The sequence below is a fragment of the Sulfurovum aggregans genome, from assembly GCF_055385215.1.
In genome coordinates this window covers 925,448-942,688 of record NZ_AP042387.1, presented here as the reverse complement: position 1 = coordinate 942,688, position 17,241 = coordinate 925,448, and the positions used below count along the sequence as shown (strand labels likewise).

The 17,241-nt window shown below is 39.9% G+C and carries 18 protein-coding genes; 11 read left to right on the top strand and 7 right to left on the bottom strand.

What is annotated here, in order from left to right:
- Window positions 1-131: 131 nt before the first annotated feature.
- Window positions 132-812: a response regulator transcription factor gene (locus ACZ48W_RS04620; protein WP_464830469.1), complete on the top strand. Its 681-nt coding sequence runs from the start codon at window positions 132-134 to the stop codon at window positions 810-812.
- Window positions 809-2,089, top strand: a complete 1,281-nt coding sequence (locus tag ACZ48W_RS04615) for an ArsS family sensor histidine kinase (RefSeq protein WP_464830171.1) — start codon at window positions 809-811, stop codon at window positions 2,087-2,089. The genes ACZ48W_RS04620 and ACZ48W_RS04615 overlap by 4 nt, the downstream gene beginning before the upstream one ends.
- Here ACZ48W_RS04615 and ACZ48W_RS04610 read toward each other — a convergent pair.
- The 4 genes from ACZ48W_RS04610 to hemB all read right to left on the bottom strand — a co-directional run bounded on the left by ACZ48W_RS04610 (window position 2,078) and on the right by hemB (window position 7,138).
- Window positions 2,078-3,385, bottom strand: coding sequence for a (Fe-S)-binding protein (locus ACZ48W_RS04610; RefSeq protein ID WP_464830170.1), 1,308 nt, complete (start codon window positions 3,383-3,385; stop codon window positions 2,078-2,080). The genes ACZ48W_RS04615 and ACZ48W_RS04610 overlap by 12 nt on opposite strands.
- Window positions 3,386-3,555: 170 nt before the next feature.
- Window positions 3,556-4,923, bottom strand: a complete 1,368-nt coding sequence (gene hemN / locus ACZ48W_RS04605) for an oxygen-independent coproporphyrinogen III oxidase (protein WP_464830169.1) — start codon at window positions 4,921-4,923, stop codon at window positions 3,556-3,558.
- Between the two features lie 167 nt (window positions 4,924-5,090).
- Window positions 5,091-6,011: an ornithine carbamoyltransferase gene (gene argF, locus ACZ48W_RS04600; protein ID WP_464830168.1), complete on the bottom strand. Its 921-nt coding sequence runs from the start codon at window positions 6,009-6,011 to the stop codon at window positions 5,091-5,093.
- Window positions 6,012-6,166: 155 nt separating this feature from the next.
- On the bottom strand, window positions 6,167-7,138 hold the full coding sequence (hemB, locus tag ACZ48W_RS04595) for a porphobilinogen synthase (protein ID WP_464830167.1): 972 nt from the start codon (window positions 7,136-7,138) through the stop codon (window positions 6,167-6,169).
- A gap of 149 nt (window positions 7,139-7,287) precedes the next feature.
- On the opposite strand from hemB, the gene ribA reads away from it, so the two are divergent.
- Genes ribA through ACZ48W_RS04570 form a run of 5 tightly spaced genes read left to right on the top strand, consistent with a single transcriptional unit; the run spans window position 7,288 to window position 9,755 of the window.
- On the top strand, window positions 7,288-7,863 hold the full coding sequence (gene ribA, locus ACZ48W_RS04590; protein WP_464830166.1) for a GTP cyclohydrolase II: 576 nt from the start codon (window positions 7,288-7,290) through the stop codon (window positions 7,861-7,863).
- A gap of 1 nt (window position 7,864) precedes the next feature.
- Window positions 7,865-8,455, top strand: coding sequence for a 16S rRNA (guanine(527)-N(7))-methyltransferase RsmG (gene rsmG, locus ACZ48W_RS04585; RefSeq protein WP_464830165.1), 591 nt, complete (start codon window positions 7,865-7,867; stop codon window positions 8,453-8,455).
- Window positions 8,452-8,664, top strand: a complete 213-nt coding sequence (locus tag ACZ48W_RS04580) for a PP0621 family protein (protein ID WP_464830164.1) — start codon at window positions 8,452-8,454, stop codon at window positions 8,662-8,664. The genes rsmG and ACZ48W_RS04580 overlap by 4 nt, the downstream gene beginning before the upstream one ends.
- Before the next feature lie 20 nt (window positions 8,665-8,684).
- Entirely contained in the window at window positions 8,685-9,065 is a 381-nt protein-coding gene (locus ACZ48W_RS04575) for a hypothetical protein (RefSeq protein WP_464830163.1), read from the top strand.
- Between the two features lie 12 nt (window positions 9,066-9,077).
- Entirely contained in the window at window positions 9,078-9,755 is a 678-nt protein-coding gene (locus ACZ48W_RS04570; RefSeq protein WP_464830162.1) for a rhomboid family intramembrane serine protease, read from the top strand.
- 91 nt (window positions 9,756-9,846) lie between these two features.
- Here ACZ48W_RS04570 and ACZ48W_RS04565 read toward each other — a convergent pair whose 3' ends face one another.
- From ACZ48W_RS04565 to bioD, 3 genes are all read right to left on the bottom strand, one after another.
- On the bottom strand, window positions 9,847-10,815 hold the full coding sequence (locus ACZ48W_RS04565) for an aminodeoxychorismate synthase component I (protein WP_464830161.1): 969 nt from the start codon (window positions 10,813-10,815) through the stop codon (window positions 9,847-9,849).
- Window positions 10,816-10,920: 105 nt separating this feature from the next.
- Window positions 10,921-11,796 carry an aspartate carbamoyltransferase catalytic subunit gene (locus tag ACZ48W_RS04560; protein ID WP_464830160.1) on the bottom strand — a complete coding sequence of 292 codons (876 nt, stop codon included), beginning with the start codon at window positions 11,794-11,796 and terminating at the stop codon, window positions 10,921-10,923.
- Between the two features lie 284 nt (window positions 11,797-12,080).
- Window positions 12,081-12,719 (bottom strand): dethiobiotin synthase, encoded by a 639-nt coding sequence (bioD, locus tag ACZ48W_RS04555; RefSeq protein WP_464830159.1) that lies wholly within the window; start codon window positions 12,717-12,719, stop codon window positions 12,081-12,083.
- A gap of 58 nt (window positions 12,720-12,777) precedes the next feature.
- Here bioD and ACZ48W_RS04550 point away from each other — a divergent pair, with 58 nt between their 5' ends.
- The 4 genes from ACZ48W_RS04550 to ACZ48W_RS04535 all read left to right on the top strand — a co-directional run bounded on the left by ACZ48W_RS04550 (window position 12,778) and on the right by ACZ48W_RS04535 (window position 17,229).
- Window positions 12,778-13,077, top strand: coding sequence for an ATP-dependent Clp protease adaptor ClpS (locus ACZ48W_RS04550; protein WP_464830158.1), 300 nt, complete (start codon window positions 12,778-12,780; stop codon window positions 13,075-13,077).
- A 14-nt stretch (window positions 13,078-13,091) separates the two neighbouring features.
- Window positions 13,092-15,281 (top strand): ATP-dependent Clp protease ATP-binding subunit ClpA, encoded by a 2,190-nt coding sequence (gene clpA, locus ACZ48W_RS04545; RefSeq protein ID WP_464830156.1) that lies wholly within the window; start codon window positions 13,092-13,094, stop codon window positions 15,279-15,281.
- A gap of 108 nt (window positions 15,282-15,389) precedes the next feature.
- Window positions 15,390-16,124 carry a leucyl/phenylalanyl-tRNA--protein transferase gene (aat, locus tag ACZ48W_RS04540; protein ID WP_464830154.1) on the top strand — a complete coding sequence of 245 codons (735 nt, stop codon included), beginning with the start codon at window positions 15,390-15,392 and terminating at the stop codon, window positions 16,122-16,124.
- A gap of 109 nt (window positions 16,125-16,233) precedes the next feature.
- Window positions 16,234-17,229, top strand: a complete 996-nt coding sequence (locus tag ACZ48W_RS04535) for a transaldolase (protein WP_464830153.1) — start codon at window positions 16,234-16,236, stop codon at window positions 17,227-17,229.
- Window positions 17,230-17,241: the final 12 nt, after the last annotated feature.

Genomic DNA, 17,241 nt, shown 5'->3' with positions numbered 1-17,241 from the left:
TTTCATATAGGAGATGTTATGATTCAGATAAAGGGTGTATCTGAAAAACGCATAAAAATATGTATAATGGGTTTTTGGAGCGGTTTTAAAAATATAATAATTACTTTTGGTAATTGTAAAAGGAAAAAATCATTATTAAAATATTGATTATAGAAGATGATCCGGAGTTAGCGCTCATCTTAACAAACTACTTGACCAAGTATGACATGGAAGTCATTGGTGCAGAAGATCCTTATATCGGGCTTTCTCTGCTGACCCAACATGAATTTGATCTGATCATTCTGGATCTGACCCTTCCGGGAATGGATGGGTTGGAAGTGATCCCAAAGATCAGAGAAATAAGCAATATCCCTATTATCATCTCTTCTGCACGGGATGATATTACCGATAAAGTGATCGGTATGGAGCGTGGGGCAGATGACTATATGCCGAAACCTTATGACCCCAGAGAGCTTGTGACTAGGATCAAAACGATCTTAAGACGTACGCATAGTATAGAAGAGAAGACAGAAAAAAAAGAAGAACTCTTTGTTGCAGATATAAAAGCACGTGTGATCACTTTTAAAGGAGTGTTTCTTGATCTGACAGCAGCGGAGTATGATATCCTCTCCATGCTGATCCAGCATAAGAACGGTTCAGTTTCCAGAGAGCAGCTACTTTATGAAAGTGAGCATATCGATGATGACAGTTCCATTAAGAATATTGATGTGATCATATCCAGGATCCGACAAAAAATTGCCAAGATAGACCCTGACCATATCTATATTAAGCCTATACGCGGTGTAGGGTACCTTTTAACAGACCGTGTATGAAAAATTTATCTGTAACTACGTTTATCCATATTCTTTTTTCCGTAGCCATTACTATTTTGATCGCTACGTTTTTACTCTTCCTCTCCTGGGATGAAGACCGTCATAAGATTGATGAGTTTAAACGGTATCAGCTGATCTCCCTTACTTTTCTTTCAAATCTGCGGTTAAATCCTGATGAGGAAGAACTTAAGAAACTGTATAAAGATCTGCGTGTCAAACCTATATCTCCACCAGAAGCGAAGAAAATAAAAGAGGAAATAGAAAAGAGCGGTGAAACAATTTTCTCCGGAGGTTCTTCCGTAGGTCAGGTACGTGTGTTTAAAATAAATGATACACATTATATCTATGTCCAGCGTATGGAACATAATCTTATGCTTAAAGATGACAGACCCAAAAATTACTATTTTGAGATCGCTGTTGCCTTGGGTGTATTTCTTATAGGATTGTTACTTTTACTCTATCTGGCTGTTTTAAGAAAGCTCTATCCTCTTAAAAAACTGCATAAACAGATACAGAGGTTTGCACAGGGGGATATGCAAACACGGATCACCTATCTTTATGATGATGAAATAGGAAAGATCGCAAAAAGTTTTGATGATGCTATTATACATATCAATGAACTGAGTGCTTCTAAAAACCTTTTTATGCGTAATATGATGCATGAGCTTAAAACACCTATTACCAAGGGCCGTATCGTAGCTGAAATGCTGGAAGACGAGGGTACTAAAAAGATACTTGTACGTGCGTTTGAACGTATGAATGAGCTTATCTCTGAACTTGCAGAGATAGAGAGAGTAACCACACAAAGTTTTGAGCCGAATTTTGAGTATGTGACACTTAAAGAGGTGGTAGAAAAAAGCCAGGAACTTTTGATGGCAGAGAGTGGTTGTGTAAAGCTTGAAATAGAAAACAGAGCATTGACAACGGATATAAAATTAATGGCTTTAGCAATTAAAAACTTACTTGACAATGGTATAAAATATGGTAAGAAGAAGTGTGTAATGCTTCGTTCAAATGGTCAAAACATTGAGATTCTTTCCGAAGGGGAAGAATTGCAACATCCTTTATCCTATTATACTGAACCCTTTTCCCAGAAAGAGAAGAGAAGCAGTGGATTTGGATTGGGACTTTATATTGTCCACAGTATTTTGGAAAAATTAGGGTATGAGTTAGAATACAGATATAAAGAGGAAAAAAATATTTTTATAATAAATATAGAAAAATCTCTTGGGATACAGGATGACAGATACGCTAACCCAACGAACTTAATCTCTTAATGCCTCAGCGATCAGCTCTAATGGGTTTTTAAAGATCGTCTCTACCTCTGCATTATTCATTGCTTCACTTAGTTGAACACGACACGCTGAACATTCTGCACTGACATAATGTGCTTTAGTCTCTTTGATCATAGCAGCTTTCGGTTTTCCAGCTGCCTCGGCAAAGTGGAATTTCTCTGTTTGCATCGTCACACCGCCAAAGCCGCAACAGCGGTTAGGATCACTCATTTCTACCATTGGATAGTTAGGGGAAAGCAGATTACGGGGCTCTTCATAGATACCCTGTACTTTCCTTGCATGACAAGGATCATGGTAAGTAACCACTTCATCAAACTTTTTGCCTTTTGTCTCAAGTATCTCTTTAAGGTTGGTATTGTCATGCAGCCATGCAGTTGCCATATGAATTTTCTCAGCTACTTTTTTAGCACGTGCTTCCCACTCAGGCATATCATGGTTCTTAAAGAAGACCTGCCAGTCATGTTTCACCATTGCTGAACAGGTCGCCTCCGGGATGAGCATCGCATCACACTCATCCATAAAACTCTCAAAGTACTCGATATTTTTCTTGGTCATATACTCAACAGAACTGACATCACCGGTAAAGTAGGCAGGAGCACCGCAGCAAAGCTGCTTTTTGGGGATGAATACATCAATGTTCAGAACTTCAAGTATCTCTACAAGTCCATTACCGATACCTTCATAGTTATAATTCCCCAAACAGCCGATGAAGATGGCAACACGGGGGTTTTTCTGTTCCTGGTTGGGTGCGGGTATCTCTTCGGGATAACTGTTAAGAAAACTCGTTTTCATCATGGATGGAATCAGTCTGCCTTTTTTCATCATAGGAAGAGAGAATCTGGCTCTTAACCCTCGGTCTTTGGTATCTTGTGCCAAAGCACAGGTTTTGAACATAAAACCAAATTTCATGACCAGGTCCATGATCTTGCGGTGGCGAAGAAGGAAGAAAAACCCTTTTTTAAACCAGGCAATACCATATTTGTCGGCAATATCAGCCCGTACCTCTTCGATGACCATATCTGTAGCCAGTGAGTTTGGACAGACATCAACACAATTGGTACATAAAAAGCAGCTCTCAAAGATGTTCTTTGCATTTTTATCCAACTCTAGATCACCACGTTTATAGGCACCCAAAAGGTCTATGAAACCACGGGGAGAGGTGGTTTCATCGGGGTTGATCTGGTGGATGGTACATACGGGGATACATTTCCCGCATTTGATACAGTCATCGCTTGTAGCGGTAAAATTAAAAATATCTTCAGGTTTTTTCAAACTCATTCCTTAAGTTTTATGATTCTTTGTTCATTTTTTTTCTTTGTTCACGCAACAAAGAAAAAGAAACGAACCAAAAAAAAGAAAATGCGAGGAACTGACATGTTTTAGAAAGTACCTTGTTCTTTTAAAGCTTTACAGTAGTAAAAATGCTACCTGCTACCTGCTACCTGGTATTATACTGTTTTAGAAAAACTTTTTTTATTTCCACCGTATTTGTTCATATATGCATCAAACGGCATAGCGATGTTACGGATGAGCAGGGTTCCTGTCGGACTTACAGTTATTTTTTCATCTGTAATGGTTACCAGATCCGCTTCTACGAATTCCTGTAACGCTTCCATAGCATCTGCAAAATAGTTTCTAAAATCTATATTATGCTCTTTTTCTACTCTTTTGATATCTATGGAGAAGTTTGCCATCAGTTCCATGATGACTGCTTTACGCAAGTAATCATCATCACTCAGTTCAACACCTCTTTCAAAAGGAAGTCTGCCTGCATCTATAGCTTCTTCATAGACTTTCATATCTTTGGTATTCTGTGCATAGTAGTGACTACCTTCACCTATGCTGGTCAGACCAATACCGATGAGGTTTGAACCACCTTTAGTGGTGTATCCTTGGAAGTTTCTATGCAGTTCACCTTTTGCTATGGCAGCAAAGAGTTCATCTTCAGGCTTTGCAAAGTGATCCATACCTACCATTTTATAGCCATTACTCTCAAAAAAGTCAATAGTATATTGGAAGATCTGTAATTTTACATCAGGTGTAGGCAATGTTGTTTCATCAAATTTACGCATGGTTTTCTTCATCCAAGGTACATGCGCATAGTTAAATACTGCCAGTCTGTCAGGATTCAGTGTAAATGCCTCTTGAAGTGTCTTTTTGAAACTCTCAAAGGTTTGATAAGGCAGACCATAGATAAGGTCAACGTTGATGCTGTTTATGCCATATTTACGTGCAAGATCAACGGCTGCTTTAGTTAGGTCATAAGGTTGGATACGGTGGATCTCCTGTTGTACTTTCGGGTCAAAATCCTGTACACCAAAAGAGATACGGTTAAAACCATGTTTCTGGAAGACTTGCATCTGTTCTTCATTGAAGAAACGAGGGTCGATTTCACAGCTAACCTCTGCATCTTTGCTCCAGTTTGGAAATTTAGATTTTACATAGGTAATGATCTCATCAAGCTCAAAAGCTTTGTAAAAAGTAGGTGTTCCCCCACCAAAGTGAAACTGGATCACTTCACGTGATGTATCCAGATGTTTTGCCAGGATATCTATCTCTTTTTTCAAATACTCGATGTAGCTGCTTAGCTTCTCTTCTTTAGACGTAAAGACCACATTACATCCGCAAAAATAACATGCAGATCTACAGAATGGTAAATGGATGTAGAGTGAAAGTTTCTCTGTACCCTCTTCAAGGTATTTAAGGTATGCATCGTAACTGAAGCTCTCATCAAATTCTAATGCAGTCGGATAACTTGTATATCTTGGTCCTGGTTTGGAGTATTTGCTGAATTTTTCTAAATCTATTTGGCTCAATGGGTTTCCTTTTGAGAGTGAAGAGTGAAGAGTGAAGAGTGGGATACACTACTCGCTCTTATACGCTTCCTTTTTCTTCCTCTCTGTTTTTAATTATTGAATTGGTTATTTTAAAAAATGAAAACTTAATTTTTCACTCTTCACTCTTCGTTCTTCACTTGGTTGGATCAGCGATGCTGATCTAACCATACCATGATACCCTTCTGTGCATGCAGTCTGTTCTCTGCTTCATTAAAGATGACATCTGCATGTTTCTCAAAGGTCTCTTCACTCACTTCATAGCCTCTGTAGGCAGGTAAACAGTGTAAGAAAATGGCATCCTCTTTAGCGAGAGCCATCATAGACTCATCTACCATGTATCCTTCAAATGCTTTAAGACGGATCTCTTTTTCATCTTCTTGACCCATAGAGACCCAAGTATCGGTAGTGACCACATCACAATCTTTTATTGCTTCTTTAGGGTTGTTACCAAAGGTGATGACAGCACCGCTCTCTTTGGCTATCTCAAGCGCATCCGCTACGATAGCCTCATCACATTCATACCCTTTTGGTGTAGCCACTCTAAGCTCAAAGCCGAGTTTTGCTGCAAGCATCAACCATGAGTGGGTCATGTTGTTCCCATCACCTACATAGGCGACCACCGGGTTTTTCTCTTTACCGAACTCTATCATAGTGAGGTAGTCGGTCATGAGTTGTACCGGGTGGTAAGAGTCTGTAAGACCATTGATGACCGGCACTTTGGAGTAGTGTGCGAACTCTTCAAGTTTTGACTGCTCGAAAGTACGTATCATCACCATATCTACCATACGGGAGATCACTCTAGCCGTATCTTTCATAGGCTCACCACGCCCTAGCTGGATGTCATTGCTAGAGAGAAAGAGTCCTATACCACCAAGCTGATAGATACCTGTCTCAAAACTCACACGCGTACGTGTAGAACTTTTTTCAAATATCATCCCAAGTGTCTGATGCTCCATATAGGGAACAAACTTACGCTGCTTGGTCTGTGCTTTTATCTTCTGTGCCAGTGCTATCATCTCCAAGATCTCTTCTTTAGTAAAATCTTTGAGTGTCAAAAAGTGTCTCATGGGACCATCCTCATATATATCATATACTAGGCACCCTCGTACTTTGTGCGTGGGAATCCTAAGCATATAAAATTTAAAAGAGATTATTTTACCATAAAAGGGTTGAAAGTTATAGAAGCCTGCGCCATTAGAGCTGCGCAGGAGAAATAGTTGGACTATTTTTGAAGTAAAACCGCCGCTTCTTTAGCATGATACGTGATAATGATGTCTGCACCGGCACGTTTAAAGCCAAGCAGGGTTTCCATCATGACTCTGTCATAGTCTATGACACCTGCTTTGGCAGCCATTTTGAGCATGGAGTATTCACCGCTGACATTGTAAACTGCAAGTGGAAGTGAAGTGTTGTTTTTTACGTCACGGATAACATCCATGTAAGCCAGGGCAGGTTTGACCATAAGGATATCTGCACCTTCCTGCTCGTCCGCTACACTTTCAGCGATAGCTTCGGTACGGTTTGCAGGGTTCATCTGGTAGCTTCTTCTGTCTCCGAAACTTGGACTGCTCTCTGCCACATCACGGAATGGTCCGTAGTAAGCTGAAGCGAACTTGGTAGAGTAGCTCATCACAGGCAAATTCTCATATCCTGCTCTGTCAAGACCACCTCTAATAGCTTGGATCATTCCATCCATCATTCCAGAAGGGGCGATCATATCTACACCGGCTTTGGCATGTATGACAGCCTGTTTGGCCAGGTTGTCAAGTGTAATGTCATTGTCAACAGTCTCTAAGACAGGGTCGAGTACACCGCAATGTCCATGGTCTGTATATTCACAAAAACAGAGGTCGGTGACAACGAACATGTCAGGATGGGCAACCTTGACAGCTCTGACTGTTTCTGCAATGATCCCGTGTTCACACATTGCATCACTTCCAACAGAATCTTTCACATCAGGGATACCAAAAAGGATAATGGACCTGATACCCAGTTTTTTAAGTTCATCACACTCTTTCACGATCTTATCTATACTCATTTGGAATACACCCGGCATAGAAGCTACTTCGTCTTTAATCCCTTCACCGCTTCTTGCAAACAGTGGATAAATGAAATCATTGACAGATAAATGGGTCTCCTGGAGGAGATCCCTCAGGACTGGATTGATTCTTTTTCTTCTAAAACGTGCGAACATGGATATAGCCTTATAAATAGATTTCTTTCCTTCCAAACTGAACAAAATGATAAACGGTTCAGCAGGAAGTCTCATGATATTTTGGCATATTTTACAATAATTATTAATTGTTAATTATTAATTATCGATTCTTTATGTATAATCACGTCATGAATATTATAGATATATCCCAAATCGCTACTTTACCGACCAAATACGGTACCTTTCAGATACAAGCTTTCAAAGAGAAGGAAAAAGAGCATTTAGCTATTTTTACAGAAGGCTTATTAGAAGAGATAGATACCCCTATCGTGCGCGTACATTCAGAATGTTTGACAGGAGATGCATTAGGATCTTTGAAATGTGACTGCGGAGAACAGCTTCATGCTGCATTGGCTTTGATCGCCGAAAAGGGAGGTATGTTAATCTACCATCGTCAAGAGGGCAGAAATATAGGCTTGCTTAACAAGGTTAATGCCTATGCTCTGCAGGATAAAGGTTATAATACAGTAGAAGCGAATCATCAACTGGGTTTCTCTGCAGATGAAAGAACGTATGAGATTGTAGAATTTATTTTAAATCATTTTGGTATCAAAAAACTTAAACTCTTAACAAATAATCCTAAAAAGATAGAGAGTCTCGGGTCTATAGAGATCGTAGAACGTCTGCCTATTCAGATCATTCCGAATCCTTACAATAAAGAGTATTTGAAAGTAAAAAAAGAGCAGTTGGGACATTTACTCTAATATGAATTTACAACAATTATTAGATAAAGAAGAGATAATCCTAAGTGATGAGACCATTATCAAGCTTGAGAATTTTTCCTCACTCTTAAATGAATGGAACCAGGTGCATAACCTTACAGGGGCAAAAACGGTTGATGCGATCTATGAGAATATCATTGACTCACTCTATCCTCTGGTTTTTATTAAAAAGCCTCAGACACTTTTAGATGTAGGTACGGGAGCAGGGTTCCCTGGTCTGGTACTTGCCATTGCTTTGCCTGATACAAAAGTGGTGTTGGCAGAACCGCTGAAAAAACGTGTCTCTTTTCTAAAGTATGCAGCTATAGATCTGGAACTCCCCAATGTTCAGGTAGAAGCAAAAAGAGTAGAAAATGTAGTACATAATGCATTTGAACTTATCTCGTCGCGTGCAGTAACCAATACGAAGTTACTGCTTGATCTTACAGAAAATATTGCAGATGAAAAAACAGCATATCTTTTTTATAAAGGTTCCCGTGTTTTTGATGAGATAGATGAGGTACAACATCAGTTAGATTATGATATAGTACAAAAAAACCAACGAAATTATCTTTATATTAAGGGTCGCGAATGATCTTGAAACTTATTATTTTTGCCGTCGCAGGATTGCTTATTTATAAATTTTTTGGAGGGAAACTTCCTACCATAGGGAAAACACCCCAGGAAAAAAAACTTGATGAAGATACTTTGGTGGAATGTAGCAGGTGCGGTACGTATGTAACAATCAAAGAGAGTATTGTTGTACATGGAAAATATTATTGCTCAAAAGAGTGTATAAGTTAAAATAGCATAAAGGAAGTGTCATGATAATTATTGGTCATCCCTGGATCGAGAGTAGTCGTTTTTGTAAAGTTTTTTCTGAAGAAGATATTGAAAAAAGTGAAGTGGGTGATATTGTATTGCTGGAGCCTCTGGTAGATTCGATCGGTCTTGCCAAATATTGTCAGAGCAATGATATTCCTTATGCAGTGACCGTTAATACACTCAATGAGGCTATCTTTGTAAATGCCCTGGGTGCAAATTTTATGATCTGCGAAGAAGATGAAGCATGTGTGATCCAGCCTATTGCCCAGGAGTACCTTTTTGATACAAAGATCCTGGTACTTGTATATGATGAAAAAGATATCTCTAAAATAGCAAGATCCGGTATCGATGGGATTATTTTTGCAGAGGCGATCTGTTAATGATTGATGTACATGGGTGAATTTAGAACATATAAGATCACTTACAGTATTATAATCTTAAATCTTATTGTTTATCTTTTTTCTTCACTGTTGAGCCGGGATATAGTGGATATGGACATGCAGACACTTGTGGATATGGGTGCATTGTATGGTCCTCTTACTGTACTTAAGGGTGAATGGTGGCGGCTTTTTACTGCCATGTTCCTGCATGGAGGTATAACACATCTGCTTATGAATATGGTTTCCCTTTATCTTATAGGACGCGGAGCAGAGATGTACTTTGATACGAAATCCTATTTAAGTATTTATCTTTTCTCCGGACTTATCGGTGGACTGGTTTCACTTTATATGCACCCGGTCAGTGTCGGTATAGGTGCTTCAGGCGCTATTTTCGGTGTTTTTGGTGCATTGGCAGGATTTTTCCTGGCACATAGAGAGAAGATAGGGGCACATACAAAAGCTTTTATGAAAGAGTTTTCCATCATCATAGGGATCAATATGCTGATAGGCTTTTCCATAGAAGCTGTTGATGTAAGTGCACATATTGGAGGGCTTATCATCGGATTTGCAGGTGGATTCATCCTTTCCAAAGATCCAAAATGGATATGGATATACAGTATCGCCATGATCCTTCTTATATTTGTCATGATGCGTACTCTTCCCGGTCAGTATGTACAGGCACTTTTCTAAATTTGTTTTTTCAGTTTTTCTTTTGGCAGGTTGTGTAGGAACTTCTTCCCCTGCACCACAGAACAGAGTGGACAGAGGCTGTATAAGAGTATTAAAACGGTAAATAGATCTTATCAATCAATTCTTCATATTCACTTTTGGCATCAGAGTCTATAGTGATACCACCACCGCTTTTGTAAATGAGTTTACTGTCCTTTTTTTCGATGAAACGGATCATAACCCCTGAACGCAGATCTTTTCCGTCAAACACACCAAAAATTCCGGTGTAAAATCCTCTATTGTAGTTCTCCACACGGTCGATGATGTTGACCGTACTCTTTTTAGGTGTTCCTGTAATAGAACCTGCAGGAGTGAGTTTATCCAGAAGCGTACCTATTTCATCTCTCCAGTTCTTTTCCAATTTTGCAGTGATCCTGGAACTGACTTGCAGCAATTCCTTTTTACCTGCTTTGATCCTGTCTACATAACGAAACTTCTCTACTTTTACTTCTGTACCGACAATGCCAAGATCATTGCGCATAAGATCGACGATCATTACATGTTCAGCCATCTCTTTTTCATTTTTTAAAATGCTCTCTTTTGCATCAGGAAAATCTGCATCTATTGTTCCCTTCATGGGGTAGGTGGCTATGCTGTCGTTTTGTATGTCAACAAAGCGTTCGGGAGAGAAACATATGAACTCACCTTTAAAATAGAGTTTAAACTTGGCTCTAGCGTAGGTAAATATCTCTTCGAGGTTGAAGTTACTCTCTATGGGAGTTTTGAAAGTGAGGTTGAGTAGATAGGTATTCCCAGAGCGTATCTCTTCTAATATTTTCTCTAAAGTTTTCTCGTACTGAGAAAAGTTTACGGGTGATTTGGAAAAAGTAAAAGCTTTTTCTCTTTTTTTCACAGGGTAATTACGCCAATTTTCCAGCTTATAGAAGATGTCATCATCAAGCTCGTTTAGTGCCTGGACAAAAAGTTTGGTTTTGTCATAAGAGATGATGAAGAGAAAAGGCTCTCTCTGATGTCCCAAGGTATCCATTTTACTGATACCTTCAGTGAGTGAGAGCCACATTTAAAAACACCTTTGTGGTTTTTTAATGAATCGTGGCAGTATGCTTTCTTTTGGAAAGCTTTTATCTCTTTTCTGAACACTAAACGCTGAACGCTGAACGCTCATTTAGCTATCCAAAAGAAGAAGTTTTAAGATAGCCATACGTATAAAGACACCATTTTTGACCTGTTCCAAGACTTTACAACGAGGGTCTTCCAGCATCTTATCTGAGATGTCTATGTTTCTCATTACCGGTCCCGGGTGAAGTACCAAGATGTCTCTGTCTCCTAAACGCTCTTTATCTATACAGTAATGTTTTGCATACTCATCATAGTCATCAAACAGTGGTGAAGCATGACGCTCAAGCTGTGCTCTAAGAGACATGATGACATCCACTTTATCTATGATATCTTCCAACTTTTCATACTGCGGCAGGTTACTTTCCGGCATGAAGGGTTTGGGTGCTACCAGTACTACATTCATCCCCATTCGGGTAAGTAGACGTATGCCGGAACTTGCTACTCTGGAACTTACAATATCACCTACGATGGCAATGGTCTTACCCTTGACATCACCAAAGTGTTCCATCATCGTAAAGAGGTCAAGCAGTGCCTGGGTAGGATGTGCATAGTTTCCTGCCCCTGCATTGATGACAGAGGTCATCTCCATATCTGCAAGTAGTCCAGGAGTTTCATTTTCCGAGTGACGAATGATGACCCCGTCAGGCTCCATGGCACAAAGGTTTGCAAAAGTATCTTCCAGACTTTCCCCTTTTTTTGTGGAAGAGCGGGAAGGGTCAAGATGTACCACTGCCGCCCCCAATCTCTTAGCTGCGACCTCAAAAGAACTACGTGTACGTGTAGAGGCTTCAAAGAAAAGGGTAATGAGGAGTTTGTCTCTTAGAAGTTTTGGCGGGCATTGTGCTTTGAAAGTTTTAGCATCATGTAAAAGCTGTGCTATCTGCTCGTCTGAAAAGTTGTTTGTATCTACCAGGTGTTGCATGGGTATCCTTAGTGAGTTCGGATTAATAATTATGTGATTATAGCTAATGGATGGTAAAAGTGTTCAGTTGTTGTTTATTATGTAGGGGCAGTATCCCCGTGTCTGCCCGTGGTTTCAGGATTTGTTTTGAATGCATGGTTTATTATAGATGAAACAAAATTTGGTGATTTGGTTTTTTTGAATTGTCAAATTTGATTGAGTACCCGTGGGTCAACACAGGGGTAGCCCCTACAGAAGTTTATTTCGTTAGGTCTTTCTTAGATTGTGAAAGAACGAGAGTGGAACTAGTAGGATCGGATAAACTGATCCAACCCATCCCCGACACTCCACCATTCAGGAAAAACTGCATCATAAAAAGGCTTAGTAACTTTCTCAAAGTCCTCTTTATCTTCAAACAAATTTACACACCAGTCAAAAGGTACATCAAAGGTTCTCAAAGCCAAGATAGAAAGTAATGTGTCATTGATGCAACCTAAACGGCTGGGAGTTACTAAGAGGGTTTTAGCTTCCAGTTCTTTGATAAGGTTGATCATCATGTACTCTTTGGTGATGGGGACCATCAGTCCTCCTGCACCCTCTATGAGTAGAATGTCACATAATTTTGAGAGTTCTTGATGTTTTTCTATGATGTGTTGAAGGTTTATATCATGCTCAACATCTGCACAAAAAGGTGCAGCAGGAAGAGGGAAAGTATAGGCTGTAATGTCCTGTGGTGTAAGGTCTTTAAAATTCCTGTTTACCTTTTGGCAAACTTTTAGGAGTATATTAGCATCAGGTGGTGTATCGATAACGCCTGTTTCGATAGGTTTAAAGACACCTACAGCTAAACCTTTGGAAGCAAAAGCCTCTATGAGCTTGAGAGTAGTGTGTGTTTTGCCTACATTGGTGCCGGTAGCGGTGATGAAAAGTGACTGCACTTGCATTTCTCCAAAAATTTTGTATAATAGTATATAAATATATGAATTAGGATTTTAACATAATATGCCAAAGTTTGAAGAAGAATTAGACGTAGAATTAGAGATACAAGAACCACAGATGTTCAGAGTGCTTTTACATAATGATGACTATACAAGTATGGATTTTGTTGTAGAAGTATTAACGACTATTTTTCATAAGAGTGAACAAGAAGCCGTACAGATCATGCTTCAGATCCATGAGAAAGAGAGAGCTGTATGCGGAGTATATAGCTTTGAGATCGCTCAGACTAAAGCAGAACAGGTGAAACAGCTTGCTAAGAAGAATGAATTTCCATTATTGGCGACAATAGAAGAAGATGCGTAAAAAAGGATAAATAGATGATAAGTGTAGCATTAAATGACGTATTTAAAAATGCAGTAATGTACGCAAAAGAGAATAGACATGAATACTTGACTGTAGAGCATGTGTTTTTGTCTATCGTAAGAAGTGAAGCGGGGGTTGAAATACTCTCTACGCTTGATGCGAACCTTGAAATGTTGGAAGAGGGGATCGTTGAGCACATTCATAAGACGATTCCTTCTCTTAAAGAGGCAGTAGAGCCTTTTGAGACGGTAGCCCTCTCCCGTGCGATCAATGATATGATGACACATATCCATAGTTCAGGAAGAACAGAAGCAAGTATAGGAGATATGATAGCAGCCATTTTTATGCAGGAGCACTCTTATGCTGTGTACCTAATGAAAAAAGAGGGTATTGCCAGAGTGGATGTATTGGAAGTGATCTCTCATCGCAATGTGACTAAAGAGGGAATACAAAAAGAGAGACAGAAGGAAGAGACACTGCTTGACCAGTTTACAATGGAGCTTGTTTCTCTGGCCAGAACAGGAAAAATAGACCCGGTAGTAGGACGGGTAGACGAGATAGAACGTGTCATGCAGACACTCTGCCGCCGTAAGAAGAACAACCCGTTGCTCGTAGGCGAACCAGGTGTGGGGAAAACAGCCATCGCTGAAGGCCTGGCACTGAAGATCTCCGAGGGAGATGTACCGGAAGTACTGAAGGATTCAAAAGTCTTTGCCTTGGACATGGGTGCTTTAGTAGCAGGAACGAAATACAGAGGTGATTTCGAAAAGCGTCTCAAAGGTATTATCTCTGAACTGAGTGCAATGGATGATGCTATTTTGTTCATCGATGAGATACACACCATGGTAGGTGCAGGTGCAACAAGCGGAGGAAGTATGGATGCTTCCAACCTGTTGAAGCCTGCATTGGCACGTGGTGATTTGAAATGTATCGGTGCGACAACTTACGCAGAATATAGAAACTTCTTTGACAAAGACAAAGCACTCAGCAGAAGATTTGCAAAAATAGATGTGGAAGAACCGAGTAAAGAAGATACGATGACTATACTGCAAGGTGTAAAACACAAGTATGAAACTTACCACAATATTAAGTTTACGGATGCATCACTCCAGTCTGCGATAGACCTCTCTGTGAAGTATTTGCATGATAGATTTCTCCCGGATAAAGCAATGGATATCATTGATGAAGTAGGGGCACATTTTATGCTTAGAGGTATAGAAGATGCAACGATCAAACCTAGAGATATTGAAGAGAGTGTGGCAAAGATCATGAAACTTCCTTCAACGGTGATAGGGACAGATGATACCAAAAAACTTAAGACACTGGAAAAAGACCTGCAGTCACATATCATCGGACAGGATGAAGCGATCAAGGCAGTATCGATAGCCATTAAACGTTCATATGCCGGGTTGAACGCACCTGACAGACCCATAGGGTCATTTCTTTTTGTGGGGCCGACAGGTGTGGGGAAAACAGCACTTGCAACACAATTGGCAGAGACGATGCATGTGCATTTTGAGCGTATCGATATGAGTGAATATATGGAAGCCCATACTATCAGCCGTCTGGTCGGTGCACCTCCGGGGTATGTAGGGTATGAACAGGGAGGACTGCTTACCGAGATGATCAAAAAGCATCCTCATACAGTACTGCTTCTTGATGAGATAGAAAAAGCACATCCGGATATTATGAATATTCTGCTTCAGGTGATGGATGGAGCAAAATTGACAGATAACAATGGTGTGGTCAGTGATTTTAAAAACGTTATTCTCATCATGACTTCCAATATCGGTACAAAGGAAGCCAATGTTATGGGCTTTAACAAAGACAACTCTATGAAGACAGATAAAGCACTCAAAGCTTTTTTCAGCCCTGAATTCAGAAACCGTTTAAGCGGTATTATAGAGTTCAATACACTTGATATGAAGGCACTTATGACCATTGTGGACAGAGAGTTGGATAAGCTGAATGATTTACTCAGATCGAAGAATGTAAAAGTAAAACTTACTAAAAAAGCCGGAGAGTACTTGGCAAAAGAAGGATATGACGAACGTTACGGAGCAAGACATATTGCACGTGTGATAGATGAAAAGATAAAAGAAGCCCTTACAGATGAGATCCTTTTTGGAAAATTGAAAAAAGGCGGTTCTGTCAAAGTGGGTTATAAAGAGGGTAAACTTACCTTTTCGTTCGGGAAGAAATGAGAATGGATGTTCAGTGTTTAGCGTTCAGTGTTCAAAAAAAAACTAAAAGTATTGTAAGACAATGCGTACCATCATTGCTGCCTAAAAAACTCCTTTGGAGTTTTTAACATGGCTTCTATGTTCGATGAAGAGGAGTATTTTATTCCTCCTTTAAGTAATTACTCTTATACTTTTCCTGATCCGCGTAATGCTTCGGATGAAGGACTTTTGGCATATGGAGGTGATCTATGCTCCTCAAGACTGCTTACTGCTTACCGTAATGGGATATTCCCCTGGTACAGTCCCGGTGATCCTATACTCTGGTGGTCACCTGATCCACGCCTTCTGCTCTACCCCGATAAATTTCATTTGCGTAAATCCTTTCGCAGAGTATTGCGCAGCGGTAAGTTCACTGTAACATTTGACAGGGAATTCGCAAATGTTATTAAATATTGTGCAACGATTAAGCGAGAAGGACAGGAGAGTACATGGATCGTGGAAGAGATACAGGAAGCCTTTATACGGCTCCATGAAGAGGGGTTCGCCCATAGTGTAGAAGTCTATAAAGAAGGGAAACTTGTAGGCGGGCTGTATGGTATTGCAATGGGTAAAGCTTTTTTTGGAGAGTCAATGTTCTCCCTGGTACCAGATGCCTCTAAAGTAGCTTTTAAAGCACTCAGTGATGTTTTAGGCGATAGAGGCTATGATTTTATAGATTGTCAGATGAAAACAGACCATATGATAGGTTTGGGTGCACAGGTAGTTAAGAGGGATATTTTTCTTGATGAACTGGAACATGCCCTTGAAAAGTCTAGTGATCTGGGACACTGGCATCATTTTACCTGGGAATATATTGATCAATAATACTTTTGGATAAAACCCGAAAAACACGTAGATACTGTATTGGTTTCAGTAGTCGGCTCATGCGGTTGATCGCAATGAGATATAAATTTATAATGTAAGGAAGAAGTAGATGGTAAACAGGGATATAGGATTCTCTTTATGGCTGGATTTTGTAGAGAGAGATTACCTTCAGAATGAGTTCTCAAAATTGATTGAAAACGGTATTATCAATGGAGCAACAAGCAATCCGGCTATCTTTGCTTCCGCGATCACCACTTCGCCCGCATATAAAGAGCAGTTGGAAAGCTTGGCTGGGAAGAGTGCAAAAGAGAAATATGAATCACTGGCTATCGAGGATATACGTACAGCAGCACAGGTATTAAGAAGCTCTTATGACAAAGGTAATGATGGTTATATCTCTATAGAGGTCGATCCCTTTCTCTCCAATGATACTCAGGGTACTATAGAAGAAGGCAGAAGACTCTTTGCTGCCATAGGTGAACCGAATGTGATGGTAAAAGTACCTGCAACTGAAGCAGGATATGCTGCAATGACCGAACTGTTAAGTACGGGCATCTCTGTCAATGCCACACTTATTTTTTCTCCAAAACAAGCACAAAAATGCCTGAAAGCAATGACGAAAGGGTTAGACCGTTTTGAAGCAGAGGGAGGAGGGAAGGTGAATGCAGTTATCTCTGTGTTTGTGAGCCGTTTCGACCGACTGCTTGATGCTGACCTTGCACAAGAGGGAGTAGAAGTATCCAAAACAGGGATTTACAATGCTGCCAAGATCTATAATCTCATTGAAAAAAATCATACACCGAACATCCGTACACTTTTTGCCAGTACAGGTGTAAAAGGGGATGATCTTCCGGCGGACCACTATATAAGAGAACTTTTGGCGGGACATTCGGTCAATACGGCACCGTTGACGACCATAGAGGCATATACAGCAAAAAAAGAAACAATACCGAAACTGCCTATTGAGGATGATGTGATCAATGGATATTTTACAAAATTGGCTGATAGCGGATTTAATATGGATGAAGTCTATGATTCTTTGTTAAAAGATGGATTGGAAGCATTTGAAAAAGCATTTCAAGAGATGTTAGAAAGTATCAAATAAAACATATCGGAG

Bases quoted from the DNA above. Each gene is read 5' to 3' on its own strand.
- ACZ48W_RS04615 (WP_464830171.1), top strand. From the start codon at position 809: ATGAAAAATTTATCTGTAACTACGTTTATCCATATTCTTTTTTCCGTA.
- ACZ48W_RS04610 (WP_464830170.1), bottom strand. From the start codon at position 3,385: ATGAGTTTGAAAAAACCTGAAGATATTTTTAATTTTACCGCTACAAGC.
- argF (WP_464830168.1), bottom strand. From the start codon at position 6,011: ATGAGACACTTTTTGACACTCAAAGATTTTACTAAAGAAGAGATCTTG.
- hemB (WP_464830167.1), bottom strand. From the start codon at position 7,138: ATGTTCGCACGTTTTAGAAGAAAAAGAATCAATCCAGTCCTGAGGGAT.
- ribA (WP_464830166.1), top strand. From the start codon at position 7,288: ATGAATATTATAGATATATCCCAAATCGCTACTTTACCGACCAAATAC.
- rsmG (WP_464830165.1), top strand. From the start codon at position 7,865: ATGAATTTACAACAATTATTAGATAAAGAAGAGATAATCCTAAGTGAT.
- ACZ48W_RS04580 (WP_464830164.1), top strand. From the start codon at position 8,452: ATGATCTTGAAACTTATTATTTTTGCCGTCGCAGGATTGCTTATTTAT.
- ACZ48W_RS04575 (WP_464830163.1), top strand. From the start codon at position 8,685: ATGATAATTATTGGTCATCCCTGGATCGAGAGTAGTCGTTTTTGTAAA.
- ACZ48W_RS04570 (WP_464830162.1), top strand. From the start codon at position 9,078: ATGGGTGAATTTAGAACATATAAGATCACTTACAGTATTATAATCTTA.
- ACZ48W_RS04565 (WP_464830161.1), bottom strand. From the start codon at position 10,815: ATGTGGCTCTCACTCACTGAAGGTATCAGTAAAATGGATACCTTGGGA.
- ACZ48W_RS04560 (WP_464830160.1), bottom strand. From the start codon at position 11,796: ATGCAACACCTGGTAGATACAAACAACTTTTCAGACGAGCAGATAGCA.
- bioD (WP_464830159.1), bottom strand. From the start codon at position 12,719: ATGCAAGTGCAGTCACTTTTCATCACCGCTACCGGCACCAATGTAGGC.
- ACZ48W_RS04550 (WP_464830158.1), top strand. From the start codon at position 12,778: ATGCCAAAGTTTGAAGAAGAATTAGACGTAGAATTAGAGATACAAGAA.
- clpA (WP_464830156.1), top strand. From the start codon at position 13,092: ATGATAAGTGTAGCATTAAATGACGTATTTAAAAATGCAGTAATGTAC.
- aat (WP_464830154.1), top strand. From the start codon at position 15,390: ATGGCTTCTATGTTCGATGAAGAGGAGTATTTTATTCCTCCTTTAAGT.
- ACZ48W_RS04535 (WP_464830153.1), top strand. From the start codon at position 16,234: ATGGTAAACAGGGATATAGGATTCTCTTTATGGCTGGATTTTGTAGAG.